The organism is Paraburkholderia sp. GV068, assembly GCF_003058125.1.
Taxonomy (GTDB): domain Bacteria; phylum Pseudomonadota; class Gammaproteobacteria; order Burkholderiales; family Burkholderiaceae; genus Paraburkholderia; species Paraburkholderia graminis.
Window position 1 is genome coordinate 206,402 of record NZ_QBUB01000005.1, and the last position, 14,718, is coordinate 221,119.

Consider the following 14,718-nt stretch of genomic DNA (forward strand, 5'->3'; position numbering starts at 1 on the left):
AAGATGTTTCAGCGATTATGCCGCTTTTGTCGCAGTAAGAGGCGCCTTACGATCACGTCCATGGATCGACGGTTGTACTCGTCACACGCGCACACCGCCGGTCCTCGTCCTGTAACTCTGACCTGAACAAACCAAGGAGCCTGTATGAAAGCCGTCGGCCTCTACCGCTATCTGCCCATCGACCACGAAGAAGCGTTGATCGACGTCGAGATTGCGCAACCGCAAGCCACCGGACGCGACCTGCTGGTGAAAGTCGAAGCGATCTCCGTCAATCCCGTGGACACGAAAGTGCGCGCGCCGAAGGACACCGTCGAGAAGGAGCCGCGCGTGCTCGGCTGGGACGCCGCCGGCACCGTGGTCGCGGTCGGCCCGGAGGCGACGCTTTTCAAGGTCGGCGATCCGGTCTTCTATGCGGGCAGCATCACGCGGCCGGGCGCGAACAGCGAGTTTCATCTCGTCGATGAGCGGATTGTCGGACGCAAGCCGGCATCGCTCGATTTCACGCATGCCGCCGCATTGCCGTTGACCGCGATAACAGCGTGGGAAGCATTGTTCGATCGCCTCGGCGTCTCGCCGCAGGGCGCGCACGAAGGCCGCACGGTGCTGATTTTCGGCGGCGCGGGCGGCGTCGGGTCAATCGGCATCCAATTGGCCAAGCAGCTCGGCAAGCTCAAGGTGATTGCCACGGCGTCGCGGCCGGAGTCGGCGAAATGGGCGAGTGAGCTGGGCGCCGATCACATCGTCGATCACTTCGGCGACATGCCGGCGCAACTGAAAAAGCTCGGCATCGAGCAGGTTGACTACGTGCTGCTCTTCAACGACACCGACGCGAATTTCCCCGCCGCTGCCGAGCTCGTCAAGCCGCAAGGCGGCATTTGCACGATCGTCGAGAACAGCAAGCCGGTGCCGGTCGAACTGCTGAAGGCGAAGAGCGCCGCGTTTCACTGGGAGTTCATGTTCACGCGCTCGATGTTCGGCACGCCCGACATGATCGAACAGCACAAGCTGCTGACGGAGGTGGCGCGTCTCGTCGATGCCGGAACGTTGCGCACGACGGTCGGCCAGCACCTGGGCGCGATCAACGCGGCCAATCTGCGTCGCGCGCATCGTCTGCTGGAGGAAGGGCGCGCGATCGGGAAGCTGGTGCTGAGCGGGTTTTGATGCGTGCGTTGTGACGCGGCTTTAGACGAGCCGCTCGTGACGAGGGGCTTTTAACGCGGTTTTCGATCAGCGGCTTGTGACGAGTGGCTGCTGACGCGGCTTCGATAAGCAGCTTCTCACGCGGCTTTTCATGAGCGGCTTGCGACGTGCGGCTGTTGACGGAACTTCGACAAGCGGCCCCCGATAAAACGCGTCAGCGCAAGCGGGGTAACACCCGATGCCGCGCGAGCACGCGCGGCATCGCTTGGCGGTAGACTGGTAATGCATCATGCTAAGACGGTTGCGTGTCTCGCGTCCGTTGCCGGCTCCCGCACGCTGTATCTGGACCGTACCTGGGACCATGCGGGAGGGCCGCGCTCTGGCGGGCATGCAACGGCACAACAACGAGGTGACAGTATGAGCTCCAGCTTCAAACTCTCCGCCGTTCCAGTTGTCGCTTCTCTCGCTTGCGCGCTTTCTTGCGGCATGCTCGCGCCGGCCGCTCATGCGGCGACGCCGATCACGGTGACGTCGCAATCCGCGCTCGACGGTCCGATTCGCTACACGGTGCGCGTCACGTCGAAACAGTTCGGCAACTCGCAGGAAACCCGCACGATCCGCTCTGGCCAGTCGGACGATTTCACGTGGAAAACCGTGCCGCCCGGCGGCGCGGTGCCTGCTACCGATGCGTGCCCGAACTACGCGTCGCTGCCGCTCGACGCCAACGGCGCAATGATCCGCCAGACGCAGATTCGGCTCGCGCCGGTCGTCGGCGAAGACGGCACGGCGACCGTGCAACTGAGCTTCCAGGCGCACAAGCCGGACGGCATGAAGACGGTCACGGCCGGCGGCAAATCGCTCAAGTGTCCGAACGATGTCAGCATGAGCCAGGTCCTGCGTTTCACGATGCCCGTGAACGGCAGCACCAAATCCCTGACGCTCAGCGACGGCACGGTGGTCGCGATCAGCGCCAGGCGGTGAAGGGTTGGCCCGCGCTCGCCCGGCTCACCGCCGCCCCGCGCTCCGCTCCACCAGCCGCGCCGACAAAAATCGGTGCTCCGCCGAAAACAGCCGCCGGTAAGTAAGCAGCACGGCGCCCACGGTCCCGAGCGCCGACGACGCGGCGATCAGGAACATGATCACAATCTGATAGCGCACCGCCTGCAGCGGCGACTGGCCGGCCAGCACCTGGCCGGTCATCATGCCGGGCAGGCTCACGACGCCGACCACGGCCATCTGATTCAGCGTCGGCATCATGCCGGCGCGCACGGCCTGACGCGCGGGCGCCTGCGCGGCTTCCCAGCGGGTCGCGCCGAGCGCGAGCGCCATGTCGACGCGATCGCGGCGCGCGGTCAACTCCTCGGTCATGCGTTCGATGCCGAGCGATACGCCCGTGAGCGTATTGCCGAGGATCATCCCGAGAATCGGAATCGCATACTGCGGCTCGTACCACGGGTGAATGCGGATCACGACGAAGAGCCCAACCGCGGCCACCAGCCACGAACTTATCCAGATCGACAGGACGCTGTCCACGCGTTGGCCCGCGTAAGTGCGGCTGCCGCGCTGCGCGCCCGCGAAGCCGGCAATCAGCGTCATCACGATCATCAGGGGCAGCACGACGAACCAGTGGTCGTAGCGAAACACCCAACCAAGCACATAGCCGATCGCGAGCAGTTGCACGACAGTGCGCACGGCGGCCCATGCGAGCTTGCGCTCGAGATCGAGCTTGAGCGCAACCGATACCGCGCCGTTCACGACGATCAGCAACGCGGCGATCGCGACGTCCCAGAGCGTCAGGTTCTGCAAGGTCATCGGCTGGGTTCCTCGTGAGTGGAGGCGACGGCCGGCTCATCAAGCACACCCGCATTCATCGTCAGATGACGCTCGCTCATGCGCGCGGCTTGCGCGGCGTCGTGAGACACCCAGATCGAAGCGCGCGCGTGCGGCGCGGCGTCGAACCAGGCGCGCACGAGCCCCTCGATGGCGTGCGACGACTCGGGGTCGAGCGACGCGGTCGGTTCGTCGAGCAGCAGCACTTCGGGCGAGAGTTGCAGCACGCGAATGAGCGCGGTGATTTGCGCCTCGCCGCCTGACAGTTCGCTTGCGAGCTTGTCGAGGAAGCCGTTGCCGCGGCCTGCCTGGGCAACGAGACTCGCCGCCTGCTCGCGGTCAAAGCGCACATCGCGATACGCGCGCAGTTCGAACGGATAACGCAGATTGTCTTCGACCGTGCCATCGAGCAGAGCGGGCCGCTGCCGGATATACGCGACGTTGCGCCGATATTGCGGGATCGCGGCGCGCGCGACGGGCGCGCCTCGCCAGACGATGCGTCCCGCGTCGAGCGGATCGAGCAGCGCGAGCGCGCGCAGGAACACGCTCTTGCCGGAGCCCGACGGACCGGTGATGGCGACGCGGTCGCCGGCGTCGAGCGCGAAGCGCGTGGACTGCAGAAGCGTCTGGCCGCGCGACGGATCGCGCCGCACGATGCCGTCGGCGAGGACGAGGGGGACGTCGGTCATGACAATGGACGAGGCGTGAGAAAACGCGATGAGCGATGCAGCATCATAAGGGCACGGAAGGGCACAAGACGCACAGCATTCGCATGAGTCCGTGCCGCGCTCAAACGCGATCGCGACTCTTACGATACGCAATCGCCGGGCACAATATCTGCTGAACGATCGGCACCCAAGAAGAAAACGCGGAGCCGTTGATGGCAGGGTCGAGCACAATCGGAAGACGGGCCGGCAAAATCGTCGCATGGATACTGGCGATCATCGTCATTCTGATAGTGGCGCTCACGGTTTTCATTCTGACCTTCGACTGGAACCGCGCGCGGCCTTATGTCAATGACAAGGTCACGCAGGCCATCGGCCGGCAGTTCACGATCAACGGCGATCTGAAGGTCGGCTTGCGGCGTCCGGTCGGCGAGACCGGCTTGAAAAGCTGGGTGCCGTGGCCGCGCTTCTCGGCGGCGAACATCACCATCGCGAATCCGGACTGGGCCAAGCGCCCGCAGTTCGCGACACTCGACGAAATCGATTTCCAGGTGAAGGTGCTGCCGCTGCTCGCGCACGACATCGTGATTCCCGCCATCAATCTGGTGAATCCTTCCGTCGATCTCGAACGCATGCTCGACGGACGTAACAACTGGACCTTCGAGCTGCCGAAGTCGAAGACGCCGTCGCAGTGGAAGCTGCAGTTGCATGACATCGTGTTCGCGAAGGGCAACATCGCGCTGTCCGATCAGCAGAAGAAGGTCGACGCGCAGATGGTCGTCGATACGCTCGGCCAGCCGATTCCGATCGGCGAGGCGATGAAGCAGCAGGAAGAGGCGTCGCGCAAGGCATCGGCGGAAGCGGTGGGTAAGGACGGCGCGAAGAAGCTGAGCGCGCAGGCCGATGCGCAGGCGGCCTCGGCGGCGTCCGCTGCCTCCGCGGCCGCGGCGCGCGGGGCTTCCGCGACGGATGTGCATGCGTCGGGCACCACGGCGGCCACGGGCGCTTCGGGTGGGCTGGTCGCGGGCGGTTCGAAGGGGGCAAGCGCGACAGCGCGGTCAGGCGCGAGCGGCGCGGCGGTTGCATCGGCGGCGACGCCGAGCGATGCACGCGGCGCGAGCGGAGCCAATGGAGCGAACCGCGCCAGCGATGCAAACGGAACGAGCGGTACCCACGAAGCCAACGGCGCCAACGAGGCCAGCAATACGAACCCCGCCAGCGCCCCAAATACCGCCCGTAACGGCAAACCCGAACTCCCGCCGTACGCGATCGGCTGGACCTTGAAAGGCACCTACAACAAGACGCCCGTGTCGGGCAGCGGCAAGGTCGGCGGCGTGCTCGCGCTGCAGGACGCGAACCGCCCGTTTCCCGTGCAAGCGGACGTGAAGGCGGGCGATCTCCACGTGGGCCTCGTCGGCACCATCACCGACCCCGCGCATCTCGCCGCCGTCGACCTGCGCCTGTGGGTGCAAGGCAGCAGCATGGCCAAGCTCTATTCGCTGACGGGCGTCACCTTGCCCGACACGCCGCCTTACGCAACCGAAGGACGTCTCGTCGGCCAGTTCAAGACGAGCGGCAACGTCTTCAAGTATGAAAACTTTACAGGCCGCGTGGGCGGCAGCGATCTGAACGGTTCGCTGACCTACACCGCGCGTCGGCCGCGCCCCTTGCTGCAGGGCGAACTCGAGTCGCGCCTGCTGCAATTCTCCGATCTCGCGCCGGTGATCGGCGCGGACTCGAACGCGAGCAAGGCCAAGCGCGGCGATGCGGCGAAGCAGCCGTCCAACAAGGCACTGCCCGTCGAAGAATTCCGCACTGACCGCTGGAAGGCGATCGACGCCGACGTGAAGTTCACCGGCCGGCGCATCGTCAAGAACGCCGATTTGCCGATCACCGACCTGTACACACACATCGTGATGACCGACGGCGTCCTGTCGCTTCAGCCATTGAAGTTCGGCGTGGCAGGCGGCACGCTCGCATCGGACATTCATCTCGACGGTAGCGGCACGCCGCTCAAGGGACGCTTCGCGACTTCGGCGCGGCATCTGAAGTTGAAGCAGCTCTTCCCGAACTTCAAGACGATGCAAAACGCACTCGGCGAAATCAACGGCGACGCCTCGCTGACCGCGACGGGCAATTCGCCGGCCGCGCTCGCCGCGACATCGAACGGCGAGGTCAAGGCGCTCGTCACCGAAGGCACCGTGAGCCGCCTGCTGATGGAGGCCGCCGGCCTGAACGTGGCGAACGTCGTGTACGAGAAGCTCTTCGGCAATCGCGACGTGAAGATCAACTGCGCGGCCGCCGACTTCGTCGCGACCAACGGCGTGCTGGATTCGCGCGTGTTCGCACTCGATACCGACGACGCGGTGATCGACATCGACGGCAACGTCAACATGCGCGACGAAACGATGGACCTCGGCGTGCATCCGCATACGAAGGGTTTTCGCGTGTTCTCGCTGCGCTCGCCGCTGTACGCGAAGGGCACGTTCAAGAACCCGCATGTCGGCGTGAATGCTGCCGCGTTGGCCTTGCGAGGCGGCGCGGCCGTCGGCCTCGGCCTCATCAATCCGTTTGCGGCGCTGTTGCCGTTGCTCGCACCGAGCAACAACAAGCCGTTGCCGTGCGCGCAACTACTCTCGCAAGTGCGTCAGGCGCCGACTGCGCCGCCGCCGGGCAGCAAGCAGCAGCCGAAGCCCGCCATCTCGCTCGAGGGCGTGCCGGTCAACAAGCGTTCGTCGGGGGCAGGCTCGGGTTCGGGGGCATCGGCTGCTTCTGGCGCTTCGGCGGTTGCACCGGCAACGCGCAAGCCCGCGCCGATGTCGCCCGCGAGCGCCGCCGAATATAAGGGAAGCTAAGGCCAAGGGAAGCTGAGGCCAAGGGAAGCTGAGGCACTTGCCTGTTTTCGCCGACTCGTGAAACTCGCACGTTCGGCGGCGGCCTTTCTTTTGTCTTTCTATGAAAGGCCAGCGTGCCTAGCGCAGCGAACGCGGCGTCGCGTCGCCTGCCGCGTCCTGCCGGCGAACTCCACGACGTGCGCCCACGCGGGTCGCGCCGAACTCGGTCAGGATCTTGCCGCGAGCGCGGCTTGCGAATACGAGGAACCCGAAGCCGTCGGCTTCATACCAGTAACCGCCGTTCTCGAGACCGTCGAGCGGCTGTTCCAGCGCATTCGTAATGGATTCGATGCAGCGCCGCCGCAGTTCGGCAGCGGCCGGGTAGGGTGGATGTGCGCCGCGCACGCTGCATAGGAGTACGTCGAGTCCCGGCAGCACGTGGGCATAAAGCACCGGCTCGTCTTGCGCCCGAGCGCGTGCGATCTTGGTGTCGAGTTGGCCGAAGGGTTTGAAATGCCGCAGTACCGCGAGGAACGACTCATCGCCGTCCACCTTCGCGCGTCTACGCTTTTTCGGGAAGGACATAAAAATTCGCCTGAAAAAGAATTGCAAGAAACGCAGCGTCCTCATGCGACAACTCCCGGCTTCGCGCGCCGCACGTCGATCTTTTATAGCATACGACAAGGCCGGATTCACGATGATTCGACAATCCCGCCGCCTCACCGTCTCCCGCACGAATCATGCCGAACCGCCTCGCCGTGCGCCTTAGCATTCGAGCACATCTGACTCCATCATAGACGCACGGCGCGCCGAAAAAACATCTCGCACGAATAAAAAAGTCGTTTTTATGTGGGGCGGCGCATCTTTGGGCCACGTTGAAATATTGCCGATTCACGTCGATAATGGCCCGTCCGGCTGGCGGGTTCCCGTGACTTGCCGCGGCGTGAACGACCTTCGGGCGACCATGAAATTATTCACCAAGGGTCTGTTGCTGATCGCAGTGCCTAGCCTCGTCGAACTGGCGCTTCTGGGCGCCGTGTTCGATACGCAGGAAGAGACAGCGCAGGCCGCGCAATGGGTCACCAATAGCAAGCAGATTCTTTATCAGTCGTCGGCGCTCGTCGATCCGCTGCTGCGCCAGGCCGCACGCGTTCGAACCGGCATGGTGATCGGCGATCCGTCATTGCTCGACCGGCACACGGTGTGGATCGACATGAGCGATCGTCTGTCGAAGCTCGACGCGCTCGTGGCCGACACGCCGCAGCAAGTGCAACGCGTGCAGAACATGAGACGCGCGATCGACGCTTATCGCGCGCAGACCGCCACCGTGTCGGAGGCGTTGCATGAAGGGCGCAGCGGCAAGTCGCTGGCCGCGCTCGAAAGTGGTGCGCTGCCGCAGCCTATCGCGCTCTTTCGCGACGAACTCGCGGCATTCGGCGAAGAGGCCTCGCGTCTGGATGGCGAGCGTGCCGCGGCGCTCGCGCGGCGTCGCGAGCGTCAGCAATATGCATTGATCGCGGCAGTGATCGGCTCCATGCTGATCTGGGCCGGCACCGCAGTCGTTTTTGCGCGCAGCATCGGCCGGCGCTTCGAGGTGCTGACCGATAACGCGGAGCGCCTCGGCAACGGGCGGCCGCTTGCCGCGCGCCTGTCCGGCAACGACGAAATCGCTGCGCTCGACGCCGTGCTGCATCAGACAGGCGCGCGTCTGCGCGAGGCGGATGCCGAGCAGGTGTCGCTCAAGCGGCGCCTCGAAGCGCGTGCGCACGAACTCGCCGGCGTCAATGAGGAACTGCGCCAGGAGACGCAAGACAACGAAATGTTTATCTACAGCGTATCGCACGATCTGCGCTCGCCGCTCGTGAACCTGCAAGGGTTCTCGAAGGAATTGCAGGTTTCGTGCGACGAGCTGGACGGTATCGTCGGCGAGGCGCGCCTGCCGGCAGCGGAACATAAACGGATGGCGCATATTCTCGACGGCGACGTGCGCGAATCCCTGCAATACTTGCGTGGTGCGGTCACCCAGGCGGCTGCGATTATCGAGGCGCTGTTGCGCATTTCGCGTGCGGGGCGGCTCGAGTATCAGTGGCAACGGGTGAGCGTCGCGCGCGCGGTGGCGCGCGTTGTCGACAATCTGCAAAGCGCCATTGACGAGCGCGGCGTGGTCGTCACCGTGCGCGATTTGCCGCCGGCCTGGGGCGACCCGGCCGCGATCGAACAGGTCTTCAGCAATCTGATTGGCAATGCTTTGAATTACCTCGACCCGGCGCGCATCGGGCGCATTGAGATCGGCGCGCTCGAGCCGGAGCCCGTCGAAGCGAACGGGCCGCGCGCCGTGCGCATGCGCACGTACTATGTGCGCGATAACGGCCTCGGCATTCCGGCCGCGTATATGTCGAAAGTGTTTCGTGCGTTTCAACGTCTGCATATCGACGTGGCAAAGGGCGACGGCGTCGGTCTCGCGGTGGTGCGGCGCACGGTGGAACGGCATGGCGGGCGAGTGTGGGTCGAGTCCGCGGAAGGTGCGGGATCGAGCTTTTTCGTCGTGCTGCCGGAACAGCCCGCGCGCCTCTGAGTCGCGCGGGCGCAATGAAAACTCGCAGCGCATGATTCGCGCGGCCTGCGCTCCAGCGCAACGCCGGCACTACGTGGCCTTACTTGGCCTTACTTGGCCTTACCTGGCGTGAACTGCCGTGAACTGGGAGAACGGAGGGCATATGAGTCACGGGGAAACGGTCAGCATCGTGTTGATCGAAGACGACGACGGCCACGCCACGCTCGTCGAACGCAATCTGCGCCGTGCCGGTATTTCGAATGGCTTCGTGCGCTTTCGCGATGGTCAGCAGGCTCTCGATTATTTCTTCGGCGCGCAGGCGGACAGCGAGAGCGCGCCGGGCGCGCATCCCGATGCGGAAGATCTGAGGAATTCCGTCGTTCTACTCGATCTGAAGATGCCGCGCGTCGACGGCTTCGAAGTATTGCGGCGCCTGAAGGAGTCGCCGCAAACGGCGCCGGTGCCGGTGATCGTCCTCACCACGACCGACGATCCTCGCGAAATCGCGCGCTGCTACGAACTGGGCTGCAATGTCTACATTACGAAGCCAGTCGAGTACGATGCATTTATTGAAGCGGTGCGCCGCCTCGGGTTTTTCCTGCAAGTGGTGAAGCTGCCGTCCGGGCATCGCTTTGCGTCGCCATCATGACGTGCCTCAATTTGTTCACATACTCTATATATCTACCCGACGAAGATCGCGCATGACCGAAGAAGTGTCCACGCAGCCCGCCGCTTGTGTTCTCGTCGTTGACGACGACGAGGGCATCTTGCGTCTCGCGCGCAAGTCGCTCGAACGCGCCGGCTGCCGGGTCGCGGTATGCCCGAGCGTGGAGGCCGCGCGCGAACGGCTCGCCGCGGGCGGCCTCGACTTGCTGGTGCTCGACTATCAGTTGAGTGGACCGGAAACGGGCCTCGACTTCTTTCGCCGGCTGCGTTCCGAAGGCGTGCGGATTCCGGCCATCCTCGTGACTGGTTTTACCGACGAATCGCGTGTGATCGAAGCGCTGCGCGCGGGCGTGTCCGACGTGGTGCCGAAGTCAGGCGATTACCTTGATTACCTGCCCGAAGCGGTGGAGCGCGTGCTGTCGCAAGTGCGCCTGCAGCGCGCGTCGGACGAAGCATTGCTGCTGCGCGATCGCGAGCAGCATTACCGCGACTTGTCTGAAGCGCTGCCTCATCTCGTGCTGACCTGCAATGCCGCGGGCGACTGCGATTTTCTGTCGAAGCAATGGTACGACTACACCGGCCTCACCGAAAACAGCTCGCATGGTCTTGCATGGCTCGATGCCGTGCATCCCGACGATCGCGAGGAAGTGCGCCGTAGCTGGCTCAAAGCGGTGGCCGGGAATGCGGGCACCTATCGGCACGAACTGCGCATTCGCCGCCATGACGGCGAATATCGCTGGTTCGACACGCGCATCGTCGCCACGCGCGACAACGAAGGCAACATCAGCAAATGGTTCGGCAGCTGCACGGACATCCATTCGGAGCGCGAAGCGATGCAGGAACGCGAACGGCTGCTCGCTTCCGAACAGGCCGCGCGCCAGATCGCCGAAGAAGCGAACCGCGCGAAAGACCGCTTCCTCGCGATGCTTTCACACGAGTTGCGCACGCCGCTCACGCCCGTGCTGGCGGGCGCGAGCGTCCTCGAGATGATTCCCGATCTGCCGGATCAGGCGCGCTCGAGCGTGCGCATGATTCGCCGCAACATCGAACTGGAAGCGCGCCTGATCGACGATCTGCTCGACCTTACGCGCGTAGCCAACGGCAAGCTGCGTCTGTCGCTGGAAACGGTCGACGTGCATGAGGTGATCGACAGCGTGCTCGAACTGTTCCGCAGCGAAATCCAGGTCAAGCAGCAGGACGTGCATGTGCACAAGGACGCGACGCATCACTACGTGCTTGCCGATCGCGCGCGCCTGCAACAGATGCTATGGAATCTGATTCGCAACGCCGCGAAGTTCACGCCTGACGGCGGCCACATCTACGTACGCACGCGCGACGAGCGCATGCATGTGCAGATTTCGGTGGAAGACACGGGCATCGGCATCGAGCCCGAACAGATCGGCAAGCTGTTCAACGCGTTCGAGCAGGGCGATCAGAAGATGACGCGGCAGTTCGGTGGGCTGGGGCTCGGCCTCGCCATCACCAAGGCGCTCACGGACGTGCATGGCGGCACGGTGACCGCACAAAGCCCGGGCCCGCACTGCGGCGCCACGTTCACCATCACGCTGCCGACGGCTGCCGCCCCCGCGCGCACCTCGCAGCCGGTGTTGCCCGACCCGGTGCATCCGGCCGGTGTACTTAACATTTTGCTGATCGAAGATCACGTCGATACGGCCGAAGTCATGGCGCAACTGATACGCACGCTCGGCCACGACGTGACGACGGTGGGCCGCGTGGACGACGCGCTCGCCGCCACGCAGTTGCAAACTTTCGATCTGGTGATCAGCGACGTCGGCTTGCCGGACGGCACCGGCCTCGACTTCATCAAGGCATATCGCGAGCGTTCGAATGCGCCCGCCGTTGCGCTGACCGGTTTCGGCACCGACGAAGACGTGCGCCGTTGTCTCGCCGCTGGTTTCACCTCGCATTTGACGAAGCCGGTGAACTTCGCGCAACTGGAAACGATGATCGAGAACGCGATCAATCTGAAGGCGCAGAAGGAAATGTAACGCGCGGCGCGTAGGTGTGGCACATGAGTACGGCACATAAATGCGGCACATGAGTGCGGCACATAAGTGCGGCACATGAGAGCGCCGCACGGCAAGCATCGGTCGCCTAGCGCGGCGAGTTTTTCAGCGAGTCGCGGATTTCACGCAACAGCAGCACGTCTTCCGGCGGCGGCGGCGGGGGTTCGGACGGTGCGGCAGCGTCCGGCTTACGCAGATTGTTGATGAACTTCACCATCAGGAAAATGATAAACGCGAGGATGATGAAGTTGATGAGCACCGTAATGAACGAGCCATAACCGAACACGGCGACGCCCGCTGTTTGCAGGTCTTTATACGATTCCGGACTGCCTTTGAAGCTCGGCGGAATGTCGCCGAGGCGAATGAACTTGTTCGAGAAGTCGAGGCCGCCCGAGGCGACGCCGACAACCGGCATGATCAGGTCTTTCACGACTGAATTGACAATGGTGGAGAACGCGCCGCCGATGATCACACCGACCGCGAGATCCATCACGTTGCCCTTAAGGGCAAATTCCTTGAATTCCTTGACCATGCTCATAGGGTTTTCCTCCCGAATATCGATGACTTAATCATACCAATCTCAGACGGATAGGCCAGCCCTTAGTTATAGCTTAGTGAGCGTAGTTCGGCTTGGTCGGCATGACTAGCCTAGTCGGGAAACTGCGACGCGCTGTGGCGCGCGCGTTCGATCTGCGCCGCGAAAGTAACCGGGTCGGTGTTGGTGCCGCACAGCAGAACGCCGACACGCTTGCCTTGCAGCTTCTCGCGCAGCGGTCCGAGCAGCGCCGCGGTGGCAGCCGCGCAAGCCGGTTCGACGGCGAGCTTCAGTTGTCCGAACAGGGTCAGCATGGCCGCGCGCAACTGGTCGTCGGAAACCGTGACGAGTTCGTCGATATGACGGCGGCACAGTTCATAGCTGTATTCCTCGGTATGCGGCGCCATCAGCGAATCGGCGATGCTGTGCATATGGCCCATCTTCACCGTGTGATTCGCGGCGAAACTCTTGCCCATTGCGTCCGCGCCTTCTGGCTCGACACCGAACACGTGGACGTCGGGATTCGCGAGCCGCATTGCCGTGGCGACGCCGGCCGCGAGACCGCCGCCGCCGATCGGCACGATCACGGCTTCGAGGTCGGGCGTTTGCGTGGTCCATTCGTAGCCGAGCGTAGCCGAGCCGAGCACCGTGCGATAACCGTTGAACGGATGCACGAAGTAGCGGCCTTCTTCGGCTTCGATGCGGCGCACGAGCTCGAACGCTTCGGCGAGATCTTCGGCGAACACAATTTCCGCGCGATATTGCCGGCACAGCGCGACGCGTGCCGGATTCGCCGCGCGAAACAGCACGACCTTCGCGCTGATGCCAAGCCGCATCGCCGCATAGGCGACCGCTACCGCATGGTTGCCGCCCGATACGCAGGTGACGCCTGCGCTGCGCTGTGCTTCATCCAACGCGAGCAGGTTCGTGAACGCGCCGCGCGCCTTGAAGCTGCCGCCCGCCTGCAGCAACTCGAACTTGAAGTTCACCACCGTGCCTTCGAGCGACGCGAAGTCGAGCCTGTCGAACACTGGCGTTCGCGCCACCCACGGCGTCAGCGCGAAGTGCTGCGCGGCAATGTCGTCGAGAGTGGGGATCGGCTCGCCGTCGATCGTATGGTCGGTGTGCTGCGGCGTGGCGGTTGACATGGCGTGGGCGACAATGGGTTGATCGGGAAACGCGTGAGTGTGTGTTTCTTTCTCACGCGTTTTCAGAGCGCATGCGCTTCCACCGACATGCTGTGGATGAACTTGCGCAGGAAGCGTTCGCACTGCACGAGCTGATCGAGTGCGACGAACTCGTTGGCCTTGTGCGCCTGCTGGATGTCGCCGGGTCCGCACACAATGCTCGGAATGCCCGCCAGCGAAAACAGTCCGGCCTCCGTGCCGTATGCAACCTTGCGCTTGTCCTGATCCGCGGTGAGCGCGCGCACGAGCTGCGTGATGGCCGCCTGTTCGGACGAATCGAGTCCCGGCGCCGCGGCGATCTTCGTGATCTCGATGGCCGCCGATGGATGCTCGCGCAACATTTTCGGCAGCAGCGTTTCGCGCGCGTACTGGTCGATGCGCGCGAAGATCGGCTCCGGGTCGAGCGTGGGAAGGTTACGGAATTCGAACTGGAACTTGCATTCGGCCGGCACCGTATTGATCGCATTGCCGCCGACGATCGTGCTGGTTTGCGCGGTGGTGAAGGGCACGTCGTACAGTTCGTCGAACGGACCTTGCTCGCGGAACTGATCGGCCATGTCGCGGATATAGCAGATGAGGCGCGCTGCGTATTCGATCGCGTTCAAGCCCTTCGGCGTGAGCGACGAATGCGCCGCCTGGCCGCGCACGCAGCATTGATAAGCGTTGATGCCCTTATGCGCCACGATGGGCCGCATGCTGGTCGGCTCGCCGACGATGCAGCCGTCCGGCTTCACGCCGCGCTTCATCAGGTCGGCGATCAGCAGCGGTGCGCCCGCGCAGCCGACTTCCTCGTCGAACGAAAGCGCGAAGTGAATCGGCTTGGCGAGCTTCGTGCGCTGCATGTCGGGCACGAGCGCAAGCGCCGCGCCGATGAAGCCTTTCATGTCGCAGGTGCCGCGGCCATACAGTTTGTCGCCGCGAATTTCCGGCTTGAACGGATCACTGTCCCATTGCTGACCGTCGACGGGCACCACGTCCGTGTGGCCGGACAAGACCACGCCGCCATTCGTTTCGCCGTCGTGCGCGGGGATCGTCGCAAAGAGGTTGGCCCATTTGCCGCTTTGATCGTGCGTGAGCGTGGCGTCGATGCCTACGGCGCGCAACTCGTCGCGCACGGTTTCGATCAGACCGAGATTCGGATTGCGGCTCACGGTATCCATCGACACGAGCCGTGTGACCCAGGGCAGCGAGACAGGCGTATCGGAGGCGGAAGCGGATGATGCAGTGGCGGATGTTTGCGAGGACTGCGCTGAATCAGCGACATGAGACATGACAAGACT

12 protein-coding genes are annotated in these 14,718 nt (G+C 63.9%); 6 read left to right on the forward strand and 6 right to left on the reverse strand.

From position 1 onward, the window contains the following. Window positions 1-144: 144 nt before the first annotated feature. Window positions 145-1,161, forward strand: coding sequence for a zinc-binding alcohol dehydrogenase family protein (locus tag C8K18_RS13080; protein ID WP_053858042.1), 1,017 nt, complete (start codon window positions 145-147; stop codon window positions 1,159-1,161). Between the two features lie 396 nt (window positions 1,162-1,557). Continuing rightward, window positions 1,558-2,121 (forward strand): DUF6013 family protein, encoded by a 564-nt coding sequence (locus tag C8K18_RS13085; RefSeq protein WP_006048900.1) that lies wholly within the window; start codon window positions 1,558-1,560, stop codon window positions 2,119-2,121. 24 nt (window positions 2,122-2,145) lie between these two features. Here the strand turns inward: C8K18_RS13085 and fetB are convergent, their stop codons facing one another. After that, window positions 2,146-2,952, reverse strand: a complete 807-nt coding sequence (gene fetB / locus C8K18_RS13090) for an ABC transporter permease (RefSeq protein WP_107707711.1) — start codon at window positions 2,950-2,952, stop codon at window positions 2,146-2,148. Then, on the reverse strand, window positions 2,949-3,659 hold the full coding sequence (locus C8K18_RS13095; RefSeq protein WP_107707712.1) for an ATP-binding cassette domain-containing protein: 711 nt from the start codon (window positions 3,657-3,659) through the stop codon (window positions 2,949-2,951). Before C8K18_RS13095 ends, fetB begins: the two co-directional genes overlap by 4 nt. A gap of 191 nt (window positions 3,660-3,850) precedes the next feature. On the opposite strand from C8K18_RS13095, the gene C8K18_RS13100 reads away from it, so the two are divergent. Continuing rightward, window positions 3,851-6,490: an AsmA family protein gene (locus C8K18_RS13100; protein ID WP_107707713.1), complete on the forward strand. Its 2,640-nt coding sequence runs from the start codon at window positions 3,851-3,853 to the stop codon at window positions 6,488-6,490. A gap of 117 nt (window positions 6,491-6,607) precedes the next feature. On the opposite strand, the gene C8K18_RS13105 is transcribed toward C8K18_RS13100, so the two are convergent. After that, on the reverse strand, window positions 6,608-7,099 hold the full coding sequence (locus tag C8K18_RS13105) for a hypothetical protein (RefSeq protein WP_006048904.1): 492 nt from the start codon (window positions 7,097-7,099) through the stop codon (window positions 6,608-6,610). 334 nt (window positions 7,100-7,433) lie between these two features. On the opposite strand from C8K18_RS13105, the gene C8K18_RS13110 reads away from it, so the two are divergent. From C8K18_RS13110 to C8K18_RS13120, 3 genes are all read left to right on the forward strand, one after another. Then, window positions 7,434-9,044, forward strand: coding sequence for an ATP-binding protein (locus C8K18_RS13110; RefSeq protein ID WP_107707812.1), 1,611 nt, complete (start codon window positions 7,434-7,436; stop codon window positions 9,042-9,044). Window positions 9,045-9,186: 142 nt separating this feature from the next. Beyond that, the gene (locus C8K18_RS13115; RefSeq protein WP_107707714.1) at window positions 9,187-9,672 is read left to right on the forward strand and encodes a response regulator; all 486 of its coding nucleotides are present in this window, start codon (window positions 9,187-9,189) and stop codon (window positions 9,670-9,672) included. 52 nt (window positions 9,673-9,724) lie between these two features. Further along, entirely contained in the window at window positions 9,725-11,698 is a 1,974-nt protein-coding gene (locus C8K18_RS13120; protein ID WP_006048907.1) for a response regulator, read from the forward strand. A 106-nt stretch (window positions 11,699-11,804) separates the two neighbouring features. Here the strand turns inward: C8K18_RS13120 and mscL are convergent, their stop codons facing one another. From mscL to argE, 3 genes are all read right to left on the reverse strand, one after another. Further along, window positions 11,805-12,254: a large conductance mechanosensitive channel protein MscL gene (gene mscL / locus C8K18_RS13125; RefSeq protein ID WP_107707715.1), complete on the reverse strand. Its 450-nt coding sequence runs from the start codon at window positions 12,252-12,254 to the stop codon at window positions 11,805-11,807. Between the two features lie 110 nt (window positions 12,255-12,364). Then, on the reverse strand, window positions 12,365-13,399 hold the full coding sequence (locus C8K18_RS13130; RefSeq protein WP_006048909.1) for a threonine/serine dehydratase: 1,035 nt from the start codon (window positions 13,397-13,399) through the stop codon (window positions 12,365-12,367). Window positions 13,400-13,461: 62 nt separating this feature from the next. Continuing rightward, window positions 13,462-14,709: an acetylornithine deacetylase gene (gene argE, locus C8K18_RS13135; RefSeq protein WP_006048910.1), complete on the reverse strand. Its 1,248-nt coding sequence runs from the start codon at window positions 14,707-14,709 to the stop codon at window positions 13,462-13,464. Window positions 14,710-14,718: the final 9 nt, after the last annotated feature.

Coding starts and splice junctions, on each gene's coding strand:
- C8K18_RS13080 (WP_053858042.1), top strand. CDS start 145: ATGAAAGCCGTCGGCCTCTACCGCTATCTGCCCATCGACCACGAAGAA.
- C8K18_RS13085 (WP_006048900.1), top strand. CDS start 1,558: ATGAGCTCCAGCTTCAAACTCTCCGCCGTTCCAGTTGTCGCTTCTCTC.
- fetB (WP_107707711.1), bottom strand. CDS start 2,952: ATGACCTTGCAGAACCTGACGCTCTGGGACGTCGCGATCGCCGCGTTG.
- C8K18_RS13095 (WP_107707712.1), bottom strand. CDS start 3,659: ATGACCGACGTCCCCCTCGTCCTCGCCGACGGCATCGTGCGGCGCGAT.
- C8K18_RS13100 (WP_107707713.1), top strand. CDS start 3,851: ATGGCAGGGTCGAGCACAATCGGAAGACGGGCCGGCAAAATCGTCGCA.
- C8K18_RS13105 (WP_006048904.1), bottom strand. CDS start 7,099: ATGAGGACGCTGCGTTTCTTGCAATTCTTTTTCAGGCGAATTTTTATG.
- C8K18_RS13110 (WP_107707812.1), top strand. CDS start 7,434: ATGAAATTATTCACCAAGGGTCTGTTGCTGATCGCAGTGCCTAGCCTC.
- C8K18_RS13115 (WP_107707714.1), top strand. CDS start 9,187: ATGAGTCACGGGGAAACGGTCAGCATCGTGTTGATCGAAGACGACGAC.
- C8K18_RS13120 (WP_006048907.1), top strand. CDS start 9,725: ATGACCGAAGAAGTGTCCACGCAGCCCGCCGCTTGTGTTCTCGTCGTT.
- mscL (WP_107707715.1), bottom strand. CDS start 12,254: ATGAGCATGGTCAAGGAATTCAAGGAATTTGCCCTTAAGGGCAACGTG.
- C8K18_RS13130 (WP_006048909.1), bottom strand. CDS start 13,399: ATGTCAACCGCCACGCCGCAGCACACCGACCATACGATCGACGGCGAG.
- argE (WP_006048910.1), bottom strand. CDS start 14,709: ATGTCTCATGTCGCTGATTCAGCGCAGTCCTCGCAAACATCCGCCACT.